Genomic DNA, 19,073 nt, shown 5'->3' with positions numbered 1-19,073 from the left:
ACGGCTAAAAGTCGCCACATGACGGGGGTATTTTAATGCTCTGGAAAACCAAAAAAATGCGCCTAGACTGAACACATCTCACACAAGCGTTGAAAGGAGCGAAACCGTGTCGAACACTCCCATTTTCAAAAATTTCGGCATTGGTTCAGCTGCGCAGCCTCTGACCGATCCCAGCGTAAGCCCCGAGGGTACCCGGCAGCCGCAGCCCCTCTCTGACGAGGAGCGCGAGCGCAACCAGCAGCTGGTCGATACCTACGCCGAGCAGCTCTACGATGCCTCTGCCCAGGAAATTCTCGAGTGGGCCCACGAGCACGTGGAGGGCAAGCTGGTGGTCACCCTCTCGATGGAAAACACCGTGCTGGCGGAGCTTGCCTCCCGCTACCTGCCCGACTCGGATTTTCTGTTTTTGGATACCGGCTACCACTTTCCAGAGACCCTGGAAACCGCAGATAAGGTGGAGGCCCGGTATGAGCAGAAGCTGGTGCGGGCCAAGCCCAAGCTCACCACCGGCGAGCAGGATTTGCGCTATGGCCTAAATCTTTATTCCACCGATCCCACCGCCTGTTGCCGAATGCGCAAGGTCGAGCCCCTGGCGGAGTACATGGAGCCCTATACCGGCTGGATTACCGGTCTGCGCCGTGATGACTCCCCGCTGCGGGCCAACACCCCGGCTTTGGATATCGACAAGAACGGCCGGCTGAAGATTTCTCCGATTGTCAGCTGGACTCTTGAAGATACCAACCGTTTTATCGAAGACCATGACCTCATTGTTCATCCGCTGACCCTGCAGGGCTACCCCTCCATCGGGTGTGCCCCCTGCACCGCCAAGGTAGAAGCCGGTGCAGACCCCAGAAGCGGACGATGGGCAAATTTCAACAAGACAGAATGCGGACTTCACACTTCATGAGCATTTCACTAACAGATACCAAGAAAGAGCTTTCCCCTCACCTGAAAGACCTCGAAAACGAGTCGATTCATATTCTGCGCGAGGTCGCTGGCCAGTTCGATAAGGTGGGCCTGCTGTTCTCCGGCGGTAAGGATTCGGTGGTGGTCTATGAGCTAGCCCGCCGCGCTTTTGCCCCCGCCGCTGTTCCCTTTGAGCTCTTGCACGTGGATACCGGCCATAACTTCCCCGAGGTTCTGGAATTCCGCGACCGCCTGGTGGAAAAGACCGGTGCCCGCCTGCGCGTGGCTAAGGTTCAGGACTGGATTGACCGCGGTGAGTTGCAGGAGCGCCCCGACGGAACCCGCAACCCGCTGCAGACCGTGCCGCTGGTTGAGACTATCGAGGAGCAGGGGTATGACGCCGTTCTGGGCGGCGCCCGCCGCGATGAGGAGCGGGCGCGTGCCAAGGAGCGTATCTTCTCGGTGCGTGACTCCTTTGGTGGCTGGGATCCCCGCCGCCAGCGCCCCGAGCTGTGGAACCTCTACAACGGTGGCCACCTGCCCGGGGAAAACATTCGAGTCTTCCCGATTTCTAACTGGACCGAGGCCGATATTTGGGAGTACATCGGCGCGCGCAACATTGAACTTCCGCCCATCTACTTTGCCCACGACCGCGAGGTCTTTGAACGAGACGGCATGTGGCTGACCGCCGGTGAATGGGGCGGCCCCAAGAAGGGTGAGCAGGTAGTAACCAAGCACGTGCGCTACCGCACCGTGGGCGATATGAGCTGCACCGGCGCCGTCCTCTCCGATGCTGAAACTATCGAGGAGATTATCACCGAAATCTCCACCTCAACCTTGACCGAGCGCGGGGCAACCCGCGCCGATGACCGCCTGAGCGAATCCGCTATGGAGGATCGTAAGAAGGAAGGGTATTTCTAAAATGACCGCAGCACTTGAAGAAAACACCTCCGTGGAAACGCTGGCAACCCGCAGCACCCTGCACCTGTGCACCGCAGGATCGGTGGACGACGGCAAATCGACTTTCGTCGGCCGCCTGCTGCACGATACCAAGTCGGTGCTAGCAGACCAGCTCTCGGCGGTGGAGCGAACCTCCCGCGAGCGCGGTATGGAGCAGCTGGACCTCTCACTTCTGGTAGACGGTCTGCGAGCTGAGCGGGAGCAGGGCATTACGATTGACGTTGCCTACCGCTACTTCTCTACCGCCGCCCGCACCTTTATTCTGGCCGATACCCCCGGCCACGAGCAGTACACCCGCAACACCGTTACCGGCGTTTCAACCTCTGACGTGGTGGTTTTGCTGATTGACGCCCGACACGGCGTGGTCACCCAGACCAAGCGGCACCTGACCGTGGCCGCCCTGCTGGGTATCAAGCACGTGATTCTGGCGGTTAACAAGATTGATCTGGTGGATTTCTCTGAAACCGTGTTCAACGAGATCCGCGATGAGTTTGTGGCGCTGGCGCAGGCTAAGGGAATCAGCGATACCCACGTGATTCCGATTAGCGCTCTGCTGGGCGATAACGTGGTGGAGAAGTCAGACAACACCGACTGGTACACCGGCCCCACCGTGCTGGAGCTTCTGGAGACCATTGACGTTTCTGATATTGATGATTCGGGAGACTTCCGCTTTCCTATTCAGTATGTCATCCGCGAGCACGGCCTGGACTATCGGGGCTATGCCGGGCGGGTGACCGGCGGCTCTGTCTCGGTGGGAGATGCTGTCTCGGCCGGTGGCGGTCGCACCACCGTCGTCACCCATATCGACAGCACCGACGGCCCGGTGCAGACCGCCGGAATCGACGATTCGGTGGTGCTGCGCCTGGCAGACGATATTGACCTGGCCCGCGGAGATTTGCTTACCTGCAGCGATCGCCCCGAAGACACCCGCGTCTTCACCGCCACCGTGGTGGGCCTGCACGAGAAGACGCTGAAGGCCGGCGTCAAGGTCAAGCTGCGCTACGGTACCTCGCTGGTGCGGGCACGGATTACCGCGGTGGAGTCCGTCTTTGACATCGACACCTTCGAAGAGCGCGATGCCGACTCCGTAGAACTGAACGATATTGCCACGGTGCAGATTCAGCTGGCCAGCGAGCTTCCGGTTGAGGCCTACAGCGCCCGCGGTCGAATCGGCTCCTTCCTGCTGGTAGACCAGGCCGACGGCAACACCCTGGCAGCCGGACTGGTTGCTGCTTAGATACTCCTACTACCCGTAGCCGCGGAAATGTAAGGAAAAACGATGCGCACACTTTTGCTGATCGCTTTGGGCGGGGCAGTAGCCCAGCTGGTTGACGGTAGCCTCGGAATGGGTTTCGGGGTTACCTCAACCACCATGCTGATTGCCCTGGCAGCGATGGCACCGGCAAGCGCCTCTGCCGTTGTTCACGTGGCCCAGCTGGGCACCACCCTGGCTTCTGGGCTTAGTCACTGGAAGTTTAGGAACGTGGACTGGAAGACCGCCCTGCGGCTGGGGCTACCCGGGGCGGTGGGAGCTTTCGCCGGGGCTACCGTGCTCAGTAACCTCTCGCTGGATGCCGCCAAGCCGGTCACAGCCACCATCCTCACGCTGATTGGCGTTCACCTGGTGCTTCGTTTTAGCCGAGGACGCCGCCGCACGGCTTTCGCTGCTGCTCCGGCGTCTGGCCCCACCCTGAGTTTTCTCGGTCTCTTTGGAGGTTTCATCGACTCGGTGGGTGGGGGAGGATGGGGCCCGGTCACCAGCTCAACCCTGATGAGCATCGGCCGGGCAGACCCCCGCAGGATTGTGGGTACGGTGAACTCAGCGGAGTTCCTGGTAACCCTGGCCGCCTCTGTCGGCTTTGTGCTGGGTATGTGGTCTGAAATCGTCTCCCACCTACTGGCGGTAGCCGGGCTCTTGGTGGGCGGTATGCTGGCGGCCCCCTTCGCTGCCTGGCTGGTCTCTAAGATCAATCCCACCGCCCTGGGCGGTTTCGTGGGAACCATGCTGACTCTGACCAACATCGGCCCCCTTCTTGCCCTCACCGGTATCACCGGTGGGGCCGCTACAGCAATCTACCTACTGCTCGTTGCCGCCGGGGCAAGCCTGAGCCTGCTGGGCATTAAGCGCTCGCGGAAGAAGCAGTATTCCTACACCGAGTCGGTAGATTCGGCCAGCGCACCCGTTGAGGCTGAGCAGCAGACCAAAGTTTTTCACTAAGTTTTATTCAAGCAAGCACACAAGAAAGATTTTCACGATGGCAAAAACACTCACCGCGCGTGACGGTCTGGAAGACGGCCCCGCTCGCAAGAAACCGGTTTCCAAGAAGCCCAACGGCCAGTGGGCGATTGACGGCAAGACCCCGCTCAACGGCAACGAGGAGTGGAAGCAGGAGGACGACGGCCTCAACGTTCGCGAGCGAATCCTCTCCACCTACTCCAAGGAGGGTTTTGACTCTATCTCCAACCACGATGTGCACGGCCGCTTTCGCTGGTGGGGCCTCTACACCCAGCGTAAGCCCGGTATTGACGGCGGTAAGACCGCAACCCTCTCTGACGCAGAGCTGGAAGATAAGTACTTTATGATGCGTGTGCGCCTGGACGGCGGTCAGCTGACCACCGAGCAGGCCCGCGTCATTGGTGAAATTTCCCGCGACTTTGGCCGCAACACCGCCGATGTTACCGACCGCCAGAACATCCAGCTACACTGGATTGAGGTGGAGAACGTTCCCGAAATCTGGCGCCGACTTGAGGCGGTGGGCCTTGATACCACCGAGGCCTGTGGCGATGTGCCCCGCGTGATTCTCGGCTCCCCGGTAGCGGGCATTGCCAAGGATGAGCTCTTTGACCCCACCCCGGTGATTCGAGAAATTAAAGACCGCTACATTGGCGACCCGGCTTTCTCGAACCTGCCCCGCAAGTTCAAGACAGCCATTACGGCCCACCCCTCCCAGGATGTTATCCACGAAATTAATGACATCTCCCTGGTGGGCGTTGAGCACCCCGAGTTGGGCCTGGGTTTTGACCTCTGGGTGGGCGGTGGACTCTCCACCAACCCCAAGTTTGCTGAGCGCCTGGGTGCCTTCGTCACCCGCGAGCAGGCCCCCGACGTATGGGCGGGAGTTACCTCTATCTTCCGCGACTACGGCTTCCGCCGCCTGCGCAACCGCGCCCGCATGAAGTTCCTGCTGGCCGACTGGGGCCCGGAGAAAATCCGTGAGGTTTTAGAAACCGAATACCTGGGCTACAAGCTAGCCGACGGCCCCGCAGCGCCGACTCCGCGTGAATCAGGCGACCACATCGGCGTCCACGAACAAAAGGACGGCAACTACTACATTGGCGCAGCCACCACCGTGGGCAGGTTCTCCGGCACTAAGCTGATTGAGCTGGCTGACCTGCTGGAGTCGGTGGGGTCGCATCGTCTACGCACCACCGTTTACCAGAAGTTTATTGCCCTGGATATTCCCGGCGATAAGGTGCCCGCCGTGGTGCAGGGACTCAACGATTTGGGGCTGGCTCCTATGCCCTCGGTCTTCCGCCGCAACACCATGGCCTGCACCGGCCTGGAGTTCTGCAAGCTGGCGATTGTGGAGACCAAGAATGTTGCCGCTGAGGTGATTGCCGACCTTGAGCAACGTCTGGCGGACGTTGAGGACCAGCTGCCCGAGAAACTAACCCTGCACATCAACGGCTGCCCCAACTCCTGCGCTCGTATTCAGACCGCCGATATTGGACTCAAGGGCCAGATTATTACCGTGGACGGCGAGCAGATGCCCGGCTACCAGGTACACCTGGGCGGGGAGCTGGCCGATTACACCAATGACGGCGCGGGTAATGTGGGACGCACGGTGCGCGGGCTGAAGGTACCCCAGCGGGATCTCGCTGACTACGTGGAGCGGGTGACCCGCAACTTCCTAGCCCACCGGTCTTCTGACACCCAGCCCTTTGCGGCCTGGGCACATGAGGCGGACGAAGAGTTGCTGAAATAATTTCTCTTGACAGGGGATAGTTCAGGAGTAAAGTAATTTGTGTAAGAATCAAAAGGAAATCCCAAGATTTCCATACACAAAGGAGTGAACTCATGGCTAACATTACAGCACCGGCACCAGAAGGTATTCGCGACCCCAAGACCGACCACCTTCTCTCACCCGAGAATGCGGTTCTGGCCATTATCGACTTCCAGCCCCTGCAGGTTTCCTCGGTGAAGTCCCGGGATCAGAAGCAGATGGTCTCTAACGTTGAGAAGCTGACCAAGATCGCCCATCTCTTCAACATTCCCGTGGTGGTATCGACCGTGCGCGTTTCCTCTGGTCAGAAGTCAACCATTGACGAGATCATGAACGTTCTGGGCGAAGACCACGAGCAGATTGACCGCACCGGAATTAACGCCTGGGAGAACCCCAACTTCAAGGCGGCAATCGAGGCAACCGGCCGAAAGAAGCTTCTTATCGCCGGTCTGTGGACCGAGGCATGTGTCACCTTCCCGACCCTCGATGCGCTACAGGAGGGCTACGAGGTCTACCCCGTAACCGACGCTATGGGCGGCACCAGCGTTGAAGCTCATGATGCTGCCCTGCAGCGCATGGAGTCTGCCGGTGCCGAGCTGACCACCTGGGTACAGGTAGCTTGCGAGCTTCAGCGTGACTGGGCTCGTGAAGATACCGCAGGCGAGTTCGCGAAGATTCTCTTCGATAAGTAATAAGTACAGTCCGGTGGCGGTGGGGAAACCTACCGCCACTTTTCTATACCTGCTGGTCTTAATGATGTGACGAGGGAGCTGCTTTCGACCATGAAAATTATTCGCTACGCCCACGCTACCGTGGAGCTGGAAAAAGAGAAGACCCGCCTGCTCTTTGACCCGGGTGAGTGGGGAGAGCGCCCCGACCTTACCGAGTTTGATGCCGTGCTGATTACTCACGACCATTTTGACCACGTGGATATTGATGCCGTGGTGGCAGCACAAGAGGCCAAGCCAAACTTGGCGGTCTACGGCTCACCGGGGCTGGCGGCAAAGATTCCCGGCCTGGTTGAGGTCTCCGAGGGCGATACCTTTACCGTGGGACCTTTTAGCATTCGGGTGGTGGGCTCTGCCCAGGCTCAGGCTTCTATCTACGACGATGTGATTCCCAACGTGGGCTACGTGGTGGATGAAACCGTGCTCCATCCCGGCGACGCCTATCAACCGGTGGCCAACATTCCGGTTCTGCTGCTGCCGATGGAGGGGCCCTGGACCAAGCGGGCCGAGCAGGAGGAGTACCTGGCAGAGTTTAAGCCCCAGCGGCTCATTGGTATTCACGATATTCTGCTCAATGATTTTGGCCGCGGTTTTGCCAAGAAAAATCTTGAGGGCTTTGCTGCTCGAATTGGAGCGCAGGCTATCTGGTTGGACTTTGGAGAGGCCTACGAGCTTTAACTTTAGAAGGCGCACCCTGACTTTTGGGTCAGGGTGCGCCTTTTGGTTTTTAGAATCAGCCTAGGAGATTTTCTCAGCGGTGAAGCTCTGCTTCGGTGCCACGTAGGCTTCCTGAGATTCGATCAGCTGAAGCTCACGCTGGCCTGAGTCCAAGGTGTTCTTCAAGAGCTCGTAGACCGAGGCGGTGGTCAGTTCCAGGGCTTCCTTGAGGCTCTTGCCCGAGACATAGTGGCTGGCGAAAAGTGCCTGAGTGACGTCGCCGGAGCCGTTTGCCTTGATGGGCAGCTTGTCGGTGGTAATGAGCCAGGCTTCATCCTCATTGACCGCCAGCATCTGAATCGAGTTCTCGGGGGTATCCGGGGTCTGCACGCTGGTGACCAGCACGGTCTTGGGGCCGATTTCCTGCGCCTTCTTAACCGAAGCTAGCACGTCGTCCAGGGTCTTGGGGTCGGTGCCGGTCACGAAGCCGAGTTCGAACTGGTTGGGGGTGATGATGTCAGCGTGCTGGATGACTCGATCGCGAATCAGTTCCTGAACCTCGGGGGAGACGAAGCAGCCGGTGTCTGCTGAGCCGAGCACGGGATCGCAGGAGTAGAGAACCTTGGGGTTCTTCTCGCGGGCGAGGGCTACGGAGTCGAGGATCGCATCGCCGATGGAGGAGCCGCCCTGGTAGCCGGAGATAATCAGTTCGGTGTCGTCGAGGCCGCCGCGGTCATTGATTCCTTCGATGACGGCGCGTACGTCGTCGCCGGGAATGAGGGGACCTTTCCAGTCGCCGTAGCCGGTGTGGTTTGAGAAGAGCACGGTGTTGACCGGCATGACTTCGTGGCCCAGGCGCTGGAGGGGGAATACTGCTGCTGAGTTGCCCACGTGGCCGTAGGCAACCGCTGACTGGATTGAAAGAATACGCATAGTTCTTATTCTTGCATGGTCTGCTAGCTGCACTGAACTTGGCAAAATTTTTGGACCAGTTTGGGTCGCTGTGTGACTGTGGCCCCGCCTTTGTTACGGAGTAGACGTCCGGTTTTGCCTTGCAATACTACGAAATTTTGTCAAGTGCTATTACTTAGTGTTATTGAATCTATAGTTATAGAAGGAGCAGTATCTACAGTGCATAGTTTTCAGCACCGGTGAAAACTGACGATTATTATAAATAATAATTTTGCTTGGAAGGGTACCCTTATATGAAACGATATACAGTTGAAAAAATATCGAAATTTATTAAAGTACGAGACTGGGGAAAATTTCATACTAATGAGAATATAGCTAAGTCTATCTGCATCGAGAGTGCTGAGTTATTAGAATGCTTCCAATGGGGAGATGTAGCAGATACCAATGCTTATATTGACGAACTTGCTGACGTATTAACTTATGCTTATATTATGTGTATTAATAATAATTTGGATCCAGATGAAATTGTATTAAATAAACTGGATAGAACAGATAAAAAGTATCCGGTAGATAAATTCTACGGGTCAAGTAGGAAATATAATAAATAGGATATTATATGTATAATATTTCTGAGTATAAATTCGTTCCATCTGCTTTTCCGGAGTATGTCTTAGAAGGCTGGCTAAGACATTGGCCGGTTGTTTATCTTATTAACAATGATAAAGATGTGTATATTGGGGAGACCACTTCTGCTATTAGAAGGTTCAATCAGCATTTAAGGGATCCTAGAAAATCTAAGTTGAAGGAATTCAGGGTTATCAATGATTCAAAATTTAATAAATCAGTTACTCTTGATTTGGAGTCCTACCTCATTGATAGATTTTTTGCAGACGGAAAATATTCCGTACTGAATCGAAACAGGGGAATGCCTCAGCACGATTATTATAATAAAAGTCTCTATATCTCTGAATTCCCCAAAATATTCAACGAACTTAAAGATAAGGGGCTTTTTAGTAAAAGTCTAAACGAAATCGAAAATGATGACTTATTTAGGTTGTCTCCTTTTAAAACCCTTAATGCAGATCAATTAAGCGCCTCAGTTGAAATTCTTAAAGACATCCTTGAAGCAAGAAAATTAAATTCTCCAGAATGTTTTGTAGTTTCGGGAGATCCTGGAACTGGTAAAACTGTTATTGCAATTTTTCTTATCAAATTTCTAAATGACCTTTCTCTGGCTGAATATATTGATTATGATCAGATGGCTGACGAATTTGCATCAATCATTTCATCGGAGACCCTGGATAATATGCAAAATCTAAAAATTGGTTTTGTTATTCCACAAAAGTCTCTTCGAGAAACTATAAAGAAAGTTTTTCGGAAAGTAGATGGTCTCTCTGCTGAGATGGTAATTGATCCCTTTAAAGTAGGTGAAAGCCCTGAGATTTTTGACTTATTAATTGTTGATGAGGCTCATCGACTAGGTCGTCGGTCTAATCAGTCTTCTGCTGTAAACAATAGAAGGTTTAAAGAAAATAATATCCGTTTATTTGGTGAAGATAGGTATGAATTTACCCAGTTAGACTGGATTAAAGATCGTAGTAAAATTCAGATTTTACTTATTGACAAGAATCAAGGTATTAAGAATTCGGACCTGTCGGAAGAGCAGCTAGAAAAAATTATATCTCAAGCGATTATTGAGAATAAGTTCCATCTACTTAAGTCGCAAATGAGAATTAATTCACCGCAGGAGTATATAAATTGGATATCTGATGTATTATCAGGAAAATCGCCTAAAATTTTTAATCTTGGTGAGTATGATTTTAGATTTTTTGACTCCATTAATGAAATGAAGAATGAAATTGAATCGAGGGAGAGAGAATTTCAGCTTTCAAGACTCCTCGCTGGATATGCTTGGGACTGGAATAAAAAAGAAAAGAATAATCCAAATTATTACGATATCGAAATTGAAGATGAATATGGAATTTTTAAAATGAAATGGAATTCGAAGGATAGCGACTGGGTTCATTCCATAAATTCTAAAAATGAAGTAGGTTCAATCTATACAATTCAAGGGTATGATTTGAATTATGCAGGTGTTATTATTGGAAAGGATCTTCGAATGGATCCAGATAGCAAGAAGGTTTTCTATGATAAGAATGAATATAAGGATAAAAAAGCAAAAGAAGGAAATAATAAACTTAATATATCCTTCACCAATGAAGATTTCCTTGTGAAGATTAAAAATATTTATAAAGTTCTTCTTACTCGCGGAGTTCATGGAACTTATGTTTATGTTTGCGACCCTGTATTGCGTGACTTTTTCAAAAATAATTTTCAAAATCTACTAGAATCTCAGTCCCTATATAACGGCCAATCTTCCGATTTCTCATTTCCGAAGATTTTGGATGTTGTCGGAGTGCGACTAGGAGGTAATCTTCCTAAATGCGATTTATTTTCTAGCGCGCTGAATCATAATTAACAATTATTTTACAAATATATTATATTGATAATATTTTAGGATTTATGAATTGTGTAAAGGTAAATAATTCCCATTCCCAAACACCCTTGTTAGCTATCAATCCCATCCAGTTTCAAGTTGCCCCTGGCGTAGACCAGGTTCTTTGCCAGGGGAATCTGGTGGGAGGCCGACTCTAGAATGTGCATGAAATAGCCCGCTGTGTTGGGGAAGGCAACGAAGTCACCCACGGCAACACCTGTGGGGAAGAAGATGGGGCGGCGCATAATCACCTCATCTTCAATACAGTAGGCACCCACCAGATACCCCTCATAGGGCTCAGAAGAGGCAGAGTCAGAAGCAGGAATATGTAACGGATCCACCAGGTAATCATCCGAAGTGGTGCGCAACTGGGTGCGGTTCATCGCTAGACCTACCAGGGGCACGCCGTCACTGCGCTCCTTAATGAAGGCAACCTGGGCAATAGTTAGCCCGCAACCATCTAAGATACTGCGCCCCGGTTCCAGATGCAGCCGCAGCCCCAGCGCACAAACCGCAGCGCCGGCGTCCGACTTTAAAATTTCCTCCAACCACGCACCCCGCACCGGCGCCTGATGGAAAGGATAAAAATTCTTCAGCGGATCAGCCTTCCAGGTAAAAGGCGCCATAGCACCCTCATTCTGCGCCGCCAGAGCCTGCTTAAAATTGCTCCACTGGGCAGAATCATCCAGGTAGCTCATGGGTACCCCGCCACCAATATCAATAAACTCCGGCGCGTGGCCCATCCGCCGCAGAGACTCCACCAGAGCGGTTGCCTCCAGCAGAGCATCAATCCGGTCTTGAGCGCTGTAACCGTGCAGGTGCAGGTGCAAGCCAGCCACCTCAACCGTGGGATGAGGAGTGTTCAAATACTGCTGCCAAACCGAGGTCAGCTCCCCAAAACGGGTAGGCATAAATCTGCGCGGGTCGGGTGCCACCCGCGGCGCCACTCGAACCTGCCGGGAACCAGCCAGCTCAACAATACGGTCAAACTCGGCGCAGCTATCCACCGAGATGGTCACCCGGTTCTCGATCGCCAATTCCAGAAGCTCATCGGTCTTTATAGCGGCGGAGAGAATAATCCGCTCACCGAGCATACCCGCCGCCAGGGTCTGGGAAAGTTCCCGATAACTCGCAACATCCACCCCGTGCCCGGTGTCGCGGGCGCGCTCCACAAAGGTCAGCGCCTTATTTGCCTTGCGTGCAAAGAAAACCCGCACGTCAACCCCGTGTTTCTCGCCTACCGAGGTGAGCTCAGAGATATTGCGCTCCATCGCATCGGAGTTGACCAGGTTCACGGGGCTCTGGTGCTCATCGATAGCCCGCCATAGCAGCTCGGTATCTGCTGAAACCTCCTGAATCCAGGGCTCTAACCTGCCGGTCAGCGGCGGTAGGCCGTAGGCATTAGCGGGGGAGTGCAGGGCCGCTACGGTCTGCGCCCAGCGCGGAATCACCGAGTGCAGGGTGCGGGAAAGCGTATCGTTGCCCAGCACCCAGGGCTCGGTCATGCGCCCCGCCATAGCAAAAACTGTCTGCCCCGGTAGCATGGCGTTAGCTTCGGTGCGTACGGGCTGTGCTTCTGCGGACGGCGCCTGCTCGGGTGCCACCGTCTCGAGAATCTGCGCGCAGAGGGTTCCCGGATGGGCCCCGGGAGAGGCGATCACCGCGTTGACCGTGTGGTCGGCAACTAAGCTCTCTGCATCGCGGATAGCGGAGAAATCAACTATTTCGGCCTCGTGTAGAGCAAGAATTCTCTCCAGTTGTTCCGCCGGTGCCCCGTAGGCGTAGGTTTCTAGTAGGCGGGTGAGCTCAATAAACTCCCGGCTCAGCGCCAGTTCGGTGAAAGAGAACCGCTGAATCAGGGCGGTGTAGAACTCCCGCCACACCAGGCCAATATTCTGCTGGGCGCGACGGGGATTCTCTAGCGAATCCCTCAGGTCGGCAGCGGTATCTGCCGCCGGCTCCAAAGAAGTCCAGCTAAATTCTTCCCCGCTGAGAGCGCTTGCCGCCTCAGCCAGAAGGTCTTTGAGCTCCTCTACCGATTCCACCTGGACAACCCGGTATTCGAAGGGGCGCAGAATCTTCTTCTCAGCCTCGGTGGCGGGGTCACTTTTGAGCTGAATAAACCTACCGCTACGGGAGGTGGGATAAATCTTAGCCGGTTCCCGCCCGCTAGCGCGGTAGATTCCGTTTTCAATTCGACCACCCCTGCCCAGGGTCAGCGAGAGAATCGTATCAATAGCTGTCAGTGCGGCACCGCGGAGTTTTACGCTCGCTCCCGCCTCAATCTTTTCCAGGTCGGCGGCAGGGTCAAGCATTCCTGCCGGGTGCTCTACCGCCTCGTGCCCACTGGCCAGCAGAACGTGGTCAAAGCCACCTAAATCAGCGACGTCCTGAACCCTCTTCTGCTCAAAACGCAGACTGCACCCCGCGGGCAGGTGCGCCTGCACATGATCCCAGGAGGCCGCCAGGAACTGACCCACCGTAGCGCGCGGAGGAAGCTCCTCCAGCGGGTCTGTCTCGCCTAGAACCTCACGGCGGAAGTCATCCAGCGTGCCCATCGCCGAGCGAATCACCGGCGACCACACATTGACCCGAATATAGTCGGGCTGGTCGGTCGCATAGGCGCTCCCGGCACCGGGCTGCCGCTCATCAAAAACCGTGATATCCAGGGCAAGATGGTGCAGATAAGCCCTGCGAGAGAGTTCCTCCACCGCCCAGAGCCCCCGCGGGCCGGCACCGATAATAGCTACTGAAACAGGCACACTTTTCTCTTTCTGCTCTCGCTAAAACTTAGGATTCCAAATCAACGTGCAGGTTTTCCCGCACCCACTCGTTGCTGTAAATGGTGTTGGTGTAGGGCATACCGCCGTCGTGGAGGATAACCACCACTTCTTCCCCCGCCTTCAACGAGGGTAGGTCAGCCAGCAGCGCCGCCATGACCGCCCCGCCCGAAGCACCCGGGGCAATCGCCTCGGTCTGGCCGAGGGCACGAGCCTGCCTGACCGCGTCTATGGCTGAGACCCGTCGAGTAGAGCTGGGCGTCTGCTGCCTTGACAGCTCGGTTACCATGCCCGCCCCGTAACCGGGGAGTAGGCGTTCGCCCCGCTCACCGCCGTAGAGCACGGAACCCTCGGCATCCACGGCAATCACCTCGGTGGCTACGCCCCGCGCGGTGACTTCTGCGATACAGCCGCCCACCGTGCCGGTGGTGGAGACCGCCACATAGACCCTGGACGGCGCGTGGCCCAGAGCGGCGAAAATTTCAGCCATAGTGCCGCTACTGTGGGCGGAAAAAGCCGCCCGGTTGGAGTATTGATCCAGGTTGATAGCCTCGGGGTGCTCCCGCAGGAGTTCTTGCACCTTATTCTTGCGGGCTGTTAGCCAGTCTTGGGTTTCGGGGTCTGGCTCGGTGACCGGGTGCAGGGTGCCACCGTAGGCCCGAATCATGCCCAGGGTGGACTGGTTGGTGCGCGGATCCACCACACAGTGAAAATCAAAATCTTCTAGAATTGCCTGGCGGGCCAGCGCAATGCCCAGGTTCCCCGAGCTAGACTCCACCACCATGGTGCCCGGCTTCAGCCGCCCCGACTCCTTCGCATCTTTTACCAGGGCGGCAGCGGTTCTATCTTTGGCGCTACCGCCGGGATTGAAACTCTCCAGCTTGGCATAGACCTTAATATTTTTCAGGCCGTGGGCTGCCTCCCAGCGGGGGAGTCGAACCAGCGGAGTGCTACCGGCAACCTCTTCGATGCCGTGATAAAGATGTGAAGTCATACTTTCGATTCTACGCCCGAATATAAGCTATCTTACTGTTTTACCTCTCGGGAAGAAGTGAACTTAAAGTTTCACCTGAACCAGCTCCTTCCAATGGGTGGTGCCTCTAAGGGAGAGCATCTGCCTCTTCATGTTCCAGGCGGGTTGCTCAGCCAATCCGGCATAGCCTAACCCTATGGTTCCCTGCCCGCACTTTTCCTGGATAGAGGCAAGGAGGGTAGAAACCTGCCGCTTCTCGTGCGCAAGTTCAAAGGGCTCGAGAACCTGCGCGGCGCCGTCCTGCTCTAAACCCGAGAGCAGAAAGCCCGCCCGCACATACTGTGCCACGCCGAAGTCGGCGCGGGTCAGCAGCTGGTGCCCTGCCCTGGTGAGAGCAACCGGGTCTGCTGTGGCCTGCGGGAGCTTGACCTGTACGCTGGGGTGCGACTGGGTTCCTTCAGAGAAGAGGGAGGTGGAACAAAAGGCAGCCACAATGCCTGCCACCTGCCCTGCTTTCACCAGCCGCGCAGAAGCCTTTTGGGCATAGAGGCTGAGCACCTGCCTCATCTGGGTCTCGTCTGAAATAGGGGTGCTAAAGGAACGCGAGAAAATGAGCTGATCCTTGAAGGCCCGTTGTTCCTCAAGCGGCAGCGCCGGCACCCCGCGCAACTCAAGCACCGTGCGCATGAGCACCACCGAGAAGCGTTTTCTTATCAGGGTGAGGTCTGCCCGCGCCAAATCTCCAATAGAGACAATCCCTAGAGCTGCAAGTTTCCGGGTGCTCCGACCGCCCACACCCCACACCTCAGAGGCTGGCAGGGTGGCGAAGAGGGATTCGCGCCGCTGGGGAGGCAGAAGGTCCCAAACACAGACTCCCCGTAGAACGGGAATCTTCTTTGCCGTTTTATTTGCCAGCTTGGCGAGGGTCTTGGTTCGTGCCACCCCCACGCAGACCGGCACGCCCACTCGCCGGGCAAGATCGTCTTTAATCTTCCGCGCCAGCTTCTTTGCTTTTTCGGGGGTGGCTGGAATCGTTAGAAAAGCCTCATCAATACTGTACTGCTCAAAATCCGCCGCAAACTCTTTCAGCACACTCATCACCCGCTGGGAGATATTGCCGTAGAGCTCATAGTTTGACGAACGCACCGCCACACCCCGGGCAGCGGCGGCGTCGGCAACCCTGTGCCAGGGGTCTCCCATAGAAAAACCCAGCCTCTTTGCACGGGAGTCAAGGGCGATAATGCAGCCGTCATTATTGGAAAGAATCACCACCGGTTGGTCGCGCAAAGAGGGGTCAAGAATGCGCTCGCAGGAGACGTAGTAGGTGTTGATATCTACGTGAAAAACCAGGGAAAGGGCTGGGGCGCTCACGGTTGCTCCTTAATGCGGTAAAAACTAATGCACGTGATGGAGGCAGCGCGTGACCACCCCAAAGATGGTGAAGTCTGCACCGCTCTCAATGGGAAGGGGCGGGTAGGCGGGATTCTCGGGTAGGAGCCAACCCTGCCCCTGTTGATCGATGCTAAAGCGCTTGACGGTAAACTCCCCGTCTACCGCCGCAACCACCACATTGCCGGGGGTGGGTGTGAGCGAGCGATCAACAATAATCTCATCGCCGTCAGAGATTCCGGCATCAATCATGGAATTGCCGGTTACCCTCAAAATATAGGTGGCGGCTTCGTCTCTAATGAGCTCGCTGTTGAGGTCAATCTCTGTGGCTGCGTAATCCTCAGCAGGGGAGGGGAAGCCTGCCGGTATGCGGGTTTCTGGAAAAGGGTAGGTGACCGTTGTGCTGGGAACCAGCCTGGCGCGAAGAGTAGCTTTCATGAGATTAATAATAGAATATATATTCTAAAAATGTTAGAATATATGTACGATAAATTTTAGGCGGCGATAAGGTCGGCAAACGGGCCTGTGGCGCCTATAGTGGTGGTAAGAAAAGCAGCAGATATCTAGGAGACCGCCGTGGCGTGCAATCATATTTACCCCTCTATCCTCAGCGCGGATTTTGCCAACCTGGGCTCAGAGCTTCAGGCCATTAAGACTGCCGATGCCGCGCATATTGATGTGATGGATAACCACTTCGTTCCCAACCTCACCTGGGGGCTGCCGGTGGTTAAGCGCCTGCACGAGGTCTCACCCATCCCCTTTGATATTCACCTGATGATTGAGGACGCCGACCGCTGGGCACCCCAGTACGCCGAAATCGGCTGCGAGTCGGTGACCTTCCACGCTGAGGCAGCTATTGCCCCCATTAAGTTGGCGCGCACCCTGCGTGAGAACGGGGCCAAGGCGGGTATGGCGCTACGCCCGGCTACCGCGGTTGAGCCCTACCTCGATATGCTCTCAGAGCTGGATATGCTACTGATCATGACAGTAGAGCCCGGCTTCGGCGGCCAGAAGTTCCTTGAGGTTACCCTGCCCAAGATTCGCCGGGCGGCAGAGGCTATCCGGGGCTCAGGCCTAGAGCTGCGCTTGCAGGTTGATGGCGGCATCACCGAAGAGACCATTCTACGCGCGGCTGAGGCGGGAGCCGATACCTTCGTGGCGGGCAGCTCTGTCTATGGTCAGGACGACGCCGCGGCGGCAATCGCGGGCCTGCGCGCCGCTGCCAACGGGGTTAGTCATGCAACATCCTAAGCGCCCGGCACATACGCCCCTGGGCCAGGCCTGGGAGACCTTCGAGCGCGCCAAAGAAGTCTTTGACCTGGGTTACTGGGGCGCCAGCATCGAGGTTTTTGAACGTGCCAAAGAGCTTTTCCAACAGCAGCTTGAAGACCAGGGTGTTGCCATGTGCCACGCCGCCATAGCAGCCGCCCTCAACAATAACGGCAAACCCCGAGAAGCCATTGAACACGGCCTTGAGGCCCTCAGCTTCTACGAGCGTATTGATAGCAAACCCCAGCTGGCGGAGCAGAGTCAAAATCTAGCCCTCATGTATAGCGCCCTGGCGCAGAACGAAAAGGCAGAAGAATTCCACGTCAAAGCCGCAGAGAACTATCGAGCTTTCGACCAGCCGGAACTAGCGGCGCAAAACCTGCTCACCGCCGCCAACCTGCTGGCGCGGCGTCGTCAACCGGATTCTGCCCGGCCGCTCTTCACCGAAGCAATCTCGCTCTTCGCAGAGGTACAGGACCCTACCGCCGACCACGCCCGCGCAACCGCCCTCATGCAGCTTGCCTACCTCGAGAAGCTGGAAAATAATTCGGACGCCGCGCGTCTGCTCTACCTCGAAGCCCTTGAGATTTTTGAACAGCTCAACGCCCACTGGGAGATTGGCACCTGCCTTGAAGGGCTGGCAGCCGTGGAATTCGATGCCCACGAGCCTGCCCACGCCAGCGAACACGCCAAAGAGGCGCTACGGGTTTTCCGCGCCCACGGCTATGACGAGGACGCGCGGCGGGCTGCCGCCAACTACCAGGCAACCCTGATTGCCGCCTCCTTTAGCCGCCGGGGCAAAGGCTACAAGACCCGAAAAGAAGACGGCGAAGAAAGCTAGTTGTGATAGCCCATAAAGCTCTCTTTCTAAGCCTTCTTATCTCGCCCCTCAGAAAGGGCCAGCGCCAGCATCTCGTCACGGCGAGCCCGGGCTTCTTCTGATGACTCATCACCGGCGGCAACCACCTCACCAATTACGGTGATAGCGGGCGGGCGCACGTCCGCCAAATCCTCGCTAGCCCGGCCCAGAGTCGAATAGCGCACCCGCTCATTTTCGCGGTAAACATCCTCAAAAGTGCCCACCGGCATGTCCTCCCGAACACCCCGCGCCAAAAGACCGGCAACCGTGTGAGGCAGGGTGCGCACGCCCATCAGCAGAGAAATAGTACCGCCCGAGGTCACAAAGCCTGCCAGGTGGTCTAGCTCGGCATCGGAAAGTTCGGCGTGGCCAGAGACCACCGTGAACATGTGGGAAACCTTGCGCAGGGTCATGGGCACCTTGGCGCGGGCGGGCACCGCGATGGAGGAAGTCACGCCCGAGACAACCTCAACTCTAATACCGGCGCGCTCGCACACATAGAGTTCCTCGGTGCCGCGACCGAAAACGTAGGGGTCGCCGCCCTTCATCCGGGCAACATTTTTACCCTGCAGGGCATAGTCGATCATCATCTGGTCAATCTGACGCTGGGGAACCTTGTGTTCGCCGGGCACCTTGCCCACATCAATAATCTTGGCAGCGGGTGCCCACTGGGAGACCTCCTTGGTGGGGGAGAGATGGTCCACCAGAACCACATCGGAGTCGGCCAGCACTTCCAAAGCGCGGGCGGTCATGTAGCCGGGGGTGCCGGGGCCAGCGCCAATCAGGTAGACAGTGCCGGTTTCACCCACCGGTTCAGACCGGTCGAGAGTAACTACAGCGCCGGGAAAGGCGGCGCGCACCGCCGAAGCCCACCCGGCGGCGTCCTCGTGCTCGCTGAGGCACAGCACCACCAGGGACGGCGCTGCGGTAGGGAGGTGTGAGAGTTCGCCCTGGGCGGCGCAGTGGGAGATGGAACCGGCCTGCACGTATTTGGCGGCGACGCGGGCGGTGCGTTCTTCGGCGCCGCAGAGCAGAACGTGGGCGCCGGTGACATCGAGATTAAGAAACACGAAAAACCTCATTGATAAAAATAGGTAGGTTCATACTCGCATACGAAGTACGAACCTACCCAGTTGGAT

At 56.0% G+C, this 19,073-nt stretch carries 17 protein-coding genes; 11 read left to right on the top strand and 6 right to left on the bottom strand.

Annotated features, from left to right (window positions below):
* Positions 1-106 precede the first annotated feature (106 nt).
* From IEV00_RS02100 to IEV00_RS02070, 7 genes are all read left to right on the top strand, one after another.
* A complete protein-coding gene (locus IEV00_RS02100; RefSeq protein WP_229723015.1) occupies positions 107-907 on the top strand; it encodes a phosphoadenylyl-sulfate reductase in 801 nt (266 codons plus the stop codon).
* On the top strand, positions 904-1,827 hold the full coding sequence (gene cysD, locus IEV00_RS02095) for a sulfate adenylyltransferase subunit CysD (RefSeq protein WP_188358676.1): 924 nt from the start codon (positions 904-906) through the stop codon (positions 1,825-1,827). The genes IEV00_RS02100 and cysD overlap by 4 nt, the downstream gene beginning before the upstream one ends.
* A 1-nt stretch (position 1,828) precedes the next feature.
* Positions 1,829-3,103: a sulfate adenylyltransferase subunit 1 gene (locus IEV00_RS02090; protein WP_188358675.1), complete on the top strand. Its 1,275-nt coding sequence runs from the start codon at positions 1,829-1,831 to the stop codon at positions 3,101-3,103.
* 42 nt (positions 3,104-3,145) lie between these two features.
* Positions 3,146-4,084 carry a sulfite exporter TauE/SafE family protein gene (locus IEV00_RS02085; RefSeq protein WP_188358674.1) on the top strand — a complete coding sequence of 313 codons (939 nt, stop codon included), beginning with the start codon at positions 3,146-3,148 and terminating at the stop codon, positions 4,082-4,084.
* 37 nt (positions 4,085-4,121) lie between these two features.
* The gene (locus IEV00_RS02080; RefSeq protein ID WP_188358673.1) at positions 4,122-5,852 is read left to right on the top strand and encodes a nitrite/sulfite reductase; all 1,731 of its coding nucleotides are present in this window, start codon (positions 4,122-4,124) and stop codon (positions 5,850-5,852) included.
* A 92-nt stretch (positions 5,853-5,944) separates the two neighbouring features.
* A complete protein-coding gene (locus IEV00_RS02075) occupies positions 5,945-6,562 on the top strand; it encodes a hydrolase (RefSeq protein ID WP_188358672.1) in 618 nt (205 codons plus the stop codon).
* Positions 6,563-6,652: 90 nt separating this feature from the next.
* Entirely contained in the window at positions 6,653-7,276 is a 624-nt protein-coding gene (locus IEV00_RS02070) for an MBL fold metallo-hydrolase (RefSeq protein ID WP_188358671.1), read from the top strand.
* 60 nt (positions 7,277-7,336) lie between these two features.
* Here IEV00_RS02070 and pdxY read toward each other — a convergent pair whose 3' ends face one another.
* Positions 7,337-8,188 carry a pyridoxal kinase PdxY gene (gene pdxY / locus IEV00_RS02065; protein ID WP_188358670.1) on the bottom strand — a complete coding sequence of 284 codons (852 nt, stop codon included), beginning with the start codon at positions 8,186-8,188 and terminating at the stop codon, positions 7,337-7,339.
* Positions 8,189-8,460: 272 nt separating this feature from the next.
* Here pdxY and IEV00_RS02060 point away from each other — a divergent pair, with 272 nt between their 5' ends.
* Together IEV00_RS02060 and IEV00_RS02055 are read left to right on the top strand one after the other, a co-directional pair.
* On the top strand, positions 8,461-8,775 hold the full coding sequence (locus IEV00_RS02060) for a nucleotide pyrophosphohydrolase (protein WP_188358669.1): 315 nt from the start codon (positions 8,461-8,463) through the stop codon (positions 8,773-8,775).
* An 8-nt stretch (positions 8,776-8,783) separates the two neighbouring features.
* Positions 8,784-10,646, top strand: coding sequence for a DUF2075 domain-containing protein (locus tag IEV00_RS02055; RefSeq protein ID WP_188358668.1), 1,863 nt, complete (start codon positions 8,784-8,786; stop codon positions 10,644-10,646).
* Positions 10,647-10,735: 89 nt separating this feature from the next.
* On the opposite strand, the gene IEV00_RS02050 is transcribed toward IEV00_RS02055, so the two are convergent.
* The 4 genes from IEV00_RS02050 to IEV00_RS02035 form a co-directional block, all read right to left on the bottom strand.
* A complete protein-coding gene (locus IEV00_RS02050) occupies positions 10,736-13,426 on the bottom strand; it encodes an FAD/NAD(P)-binding protein (RefSeq protein WP_188358667.1) in 2,691 nt (896 codons plus the stop codon).
* Positions 13,427-13,454: 28 nt separating this feature from the next.
* The gene (locus tag IEV00_RS02045; protein WP_188358666.1) at positions 13,455-14,438 is read right to left on the bottom strand and encodes a pyridoxal-phosphate dependent enzyme; all 984 of its coding nucleotides are present in this window, start codon (positions 14,436-14,438) and stop codon (positions 13,455-13,457) included.
* 63 nt (positions 14,439-14,501) lie between these two features.
* Positions 14,502-15,788 (bottom strand): Y-family DNA polymerase, encoded by a 1,287-nt coding sequence (locus IEV00_RS02040; protein ID WP_188358665.1) that lies wholly within the window; start codon positions 15,786-15,788, stop codon positions 14,502-14,504.
* Between the two features lie 24 nt (positions 15,789-15,812).
* On the bottom strand, positions 15,813-16,244 hold the full coding sequence (locus IEV00_RS02035) for a LexA family protein (RefSeq protein WP_188358664.1): 432 nt from the start codon (positions 16,242-16,244) through the stop codon (positions 15,813-15,815).
* 138 nt (positions 16,245-16,382) lie between these two features.
* Between IEV00_RS02035 and rpe the strand changes: the two genes are divergently transcribed.
* A complete protein-coding gene (gene rpe / locus IEV00_RS02030; RefSeq protein ID WP_188358663.1) occupies positions 16,383-17,057 on the top strand; it encodes a ribulose-phosphate 3-epimerase in 675 nt (224 codons plus the stop codon).
* Positions 17,044-17,916, top strand: coding sequence for a tetratricopeptide repeat protein (locus IEV00_RS02025; RefSeq protein WP_188358662.1), 873 nt, complete (start codon positions 17,044-17,046; stop codon positions 17,914-17,916). The genes rpe and IEV00_RS02025 overlap by 14 nt, the downstream gene beginning before the upstream one ends.
* A gap of 26 nt (positions 17,917-17,942) precedes the next feature.
* Here the strand turns inward: IEV00_RS02025 and cobA are convergent, their stop codons facing one another.
* Positions 17,943-19,004 (bottom strand): uroporphyrinogen-III C-methyltransferase, encoded by a 1,062-nt coding sequence (gene cobA, locus IEV00_RS02020; protein WP_188358661.1) that lies wholly within the window; start codon positions 19,002-19,004, stop codon positions 17,943-17,945.
* Between the last annotated feature and the right edge of the window lie 69 nt (positions 19,005-19,073).

The organism is Rothia aerolata, assembly GCF_014635585.1.
GTDB lineage: Bacteria > Actinomycetota > Actinomycetes > Actinomycetales > Micrococcaceae > Rothia > Rothia aerolata.
This window is presented reverse-complemented; position numbering and strand designations above follow the sequence as displayed.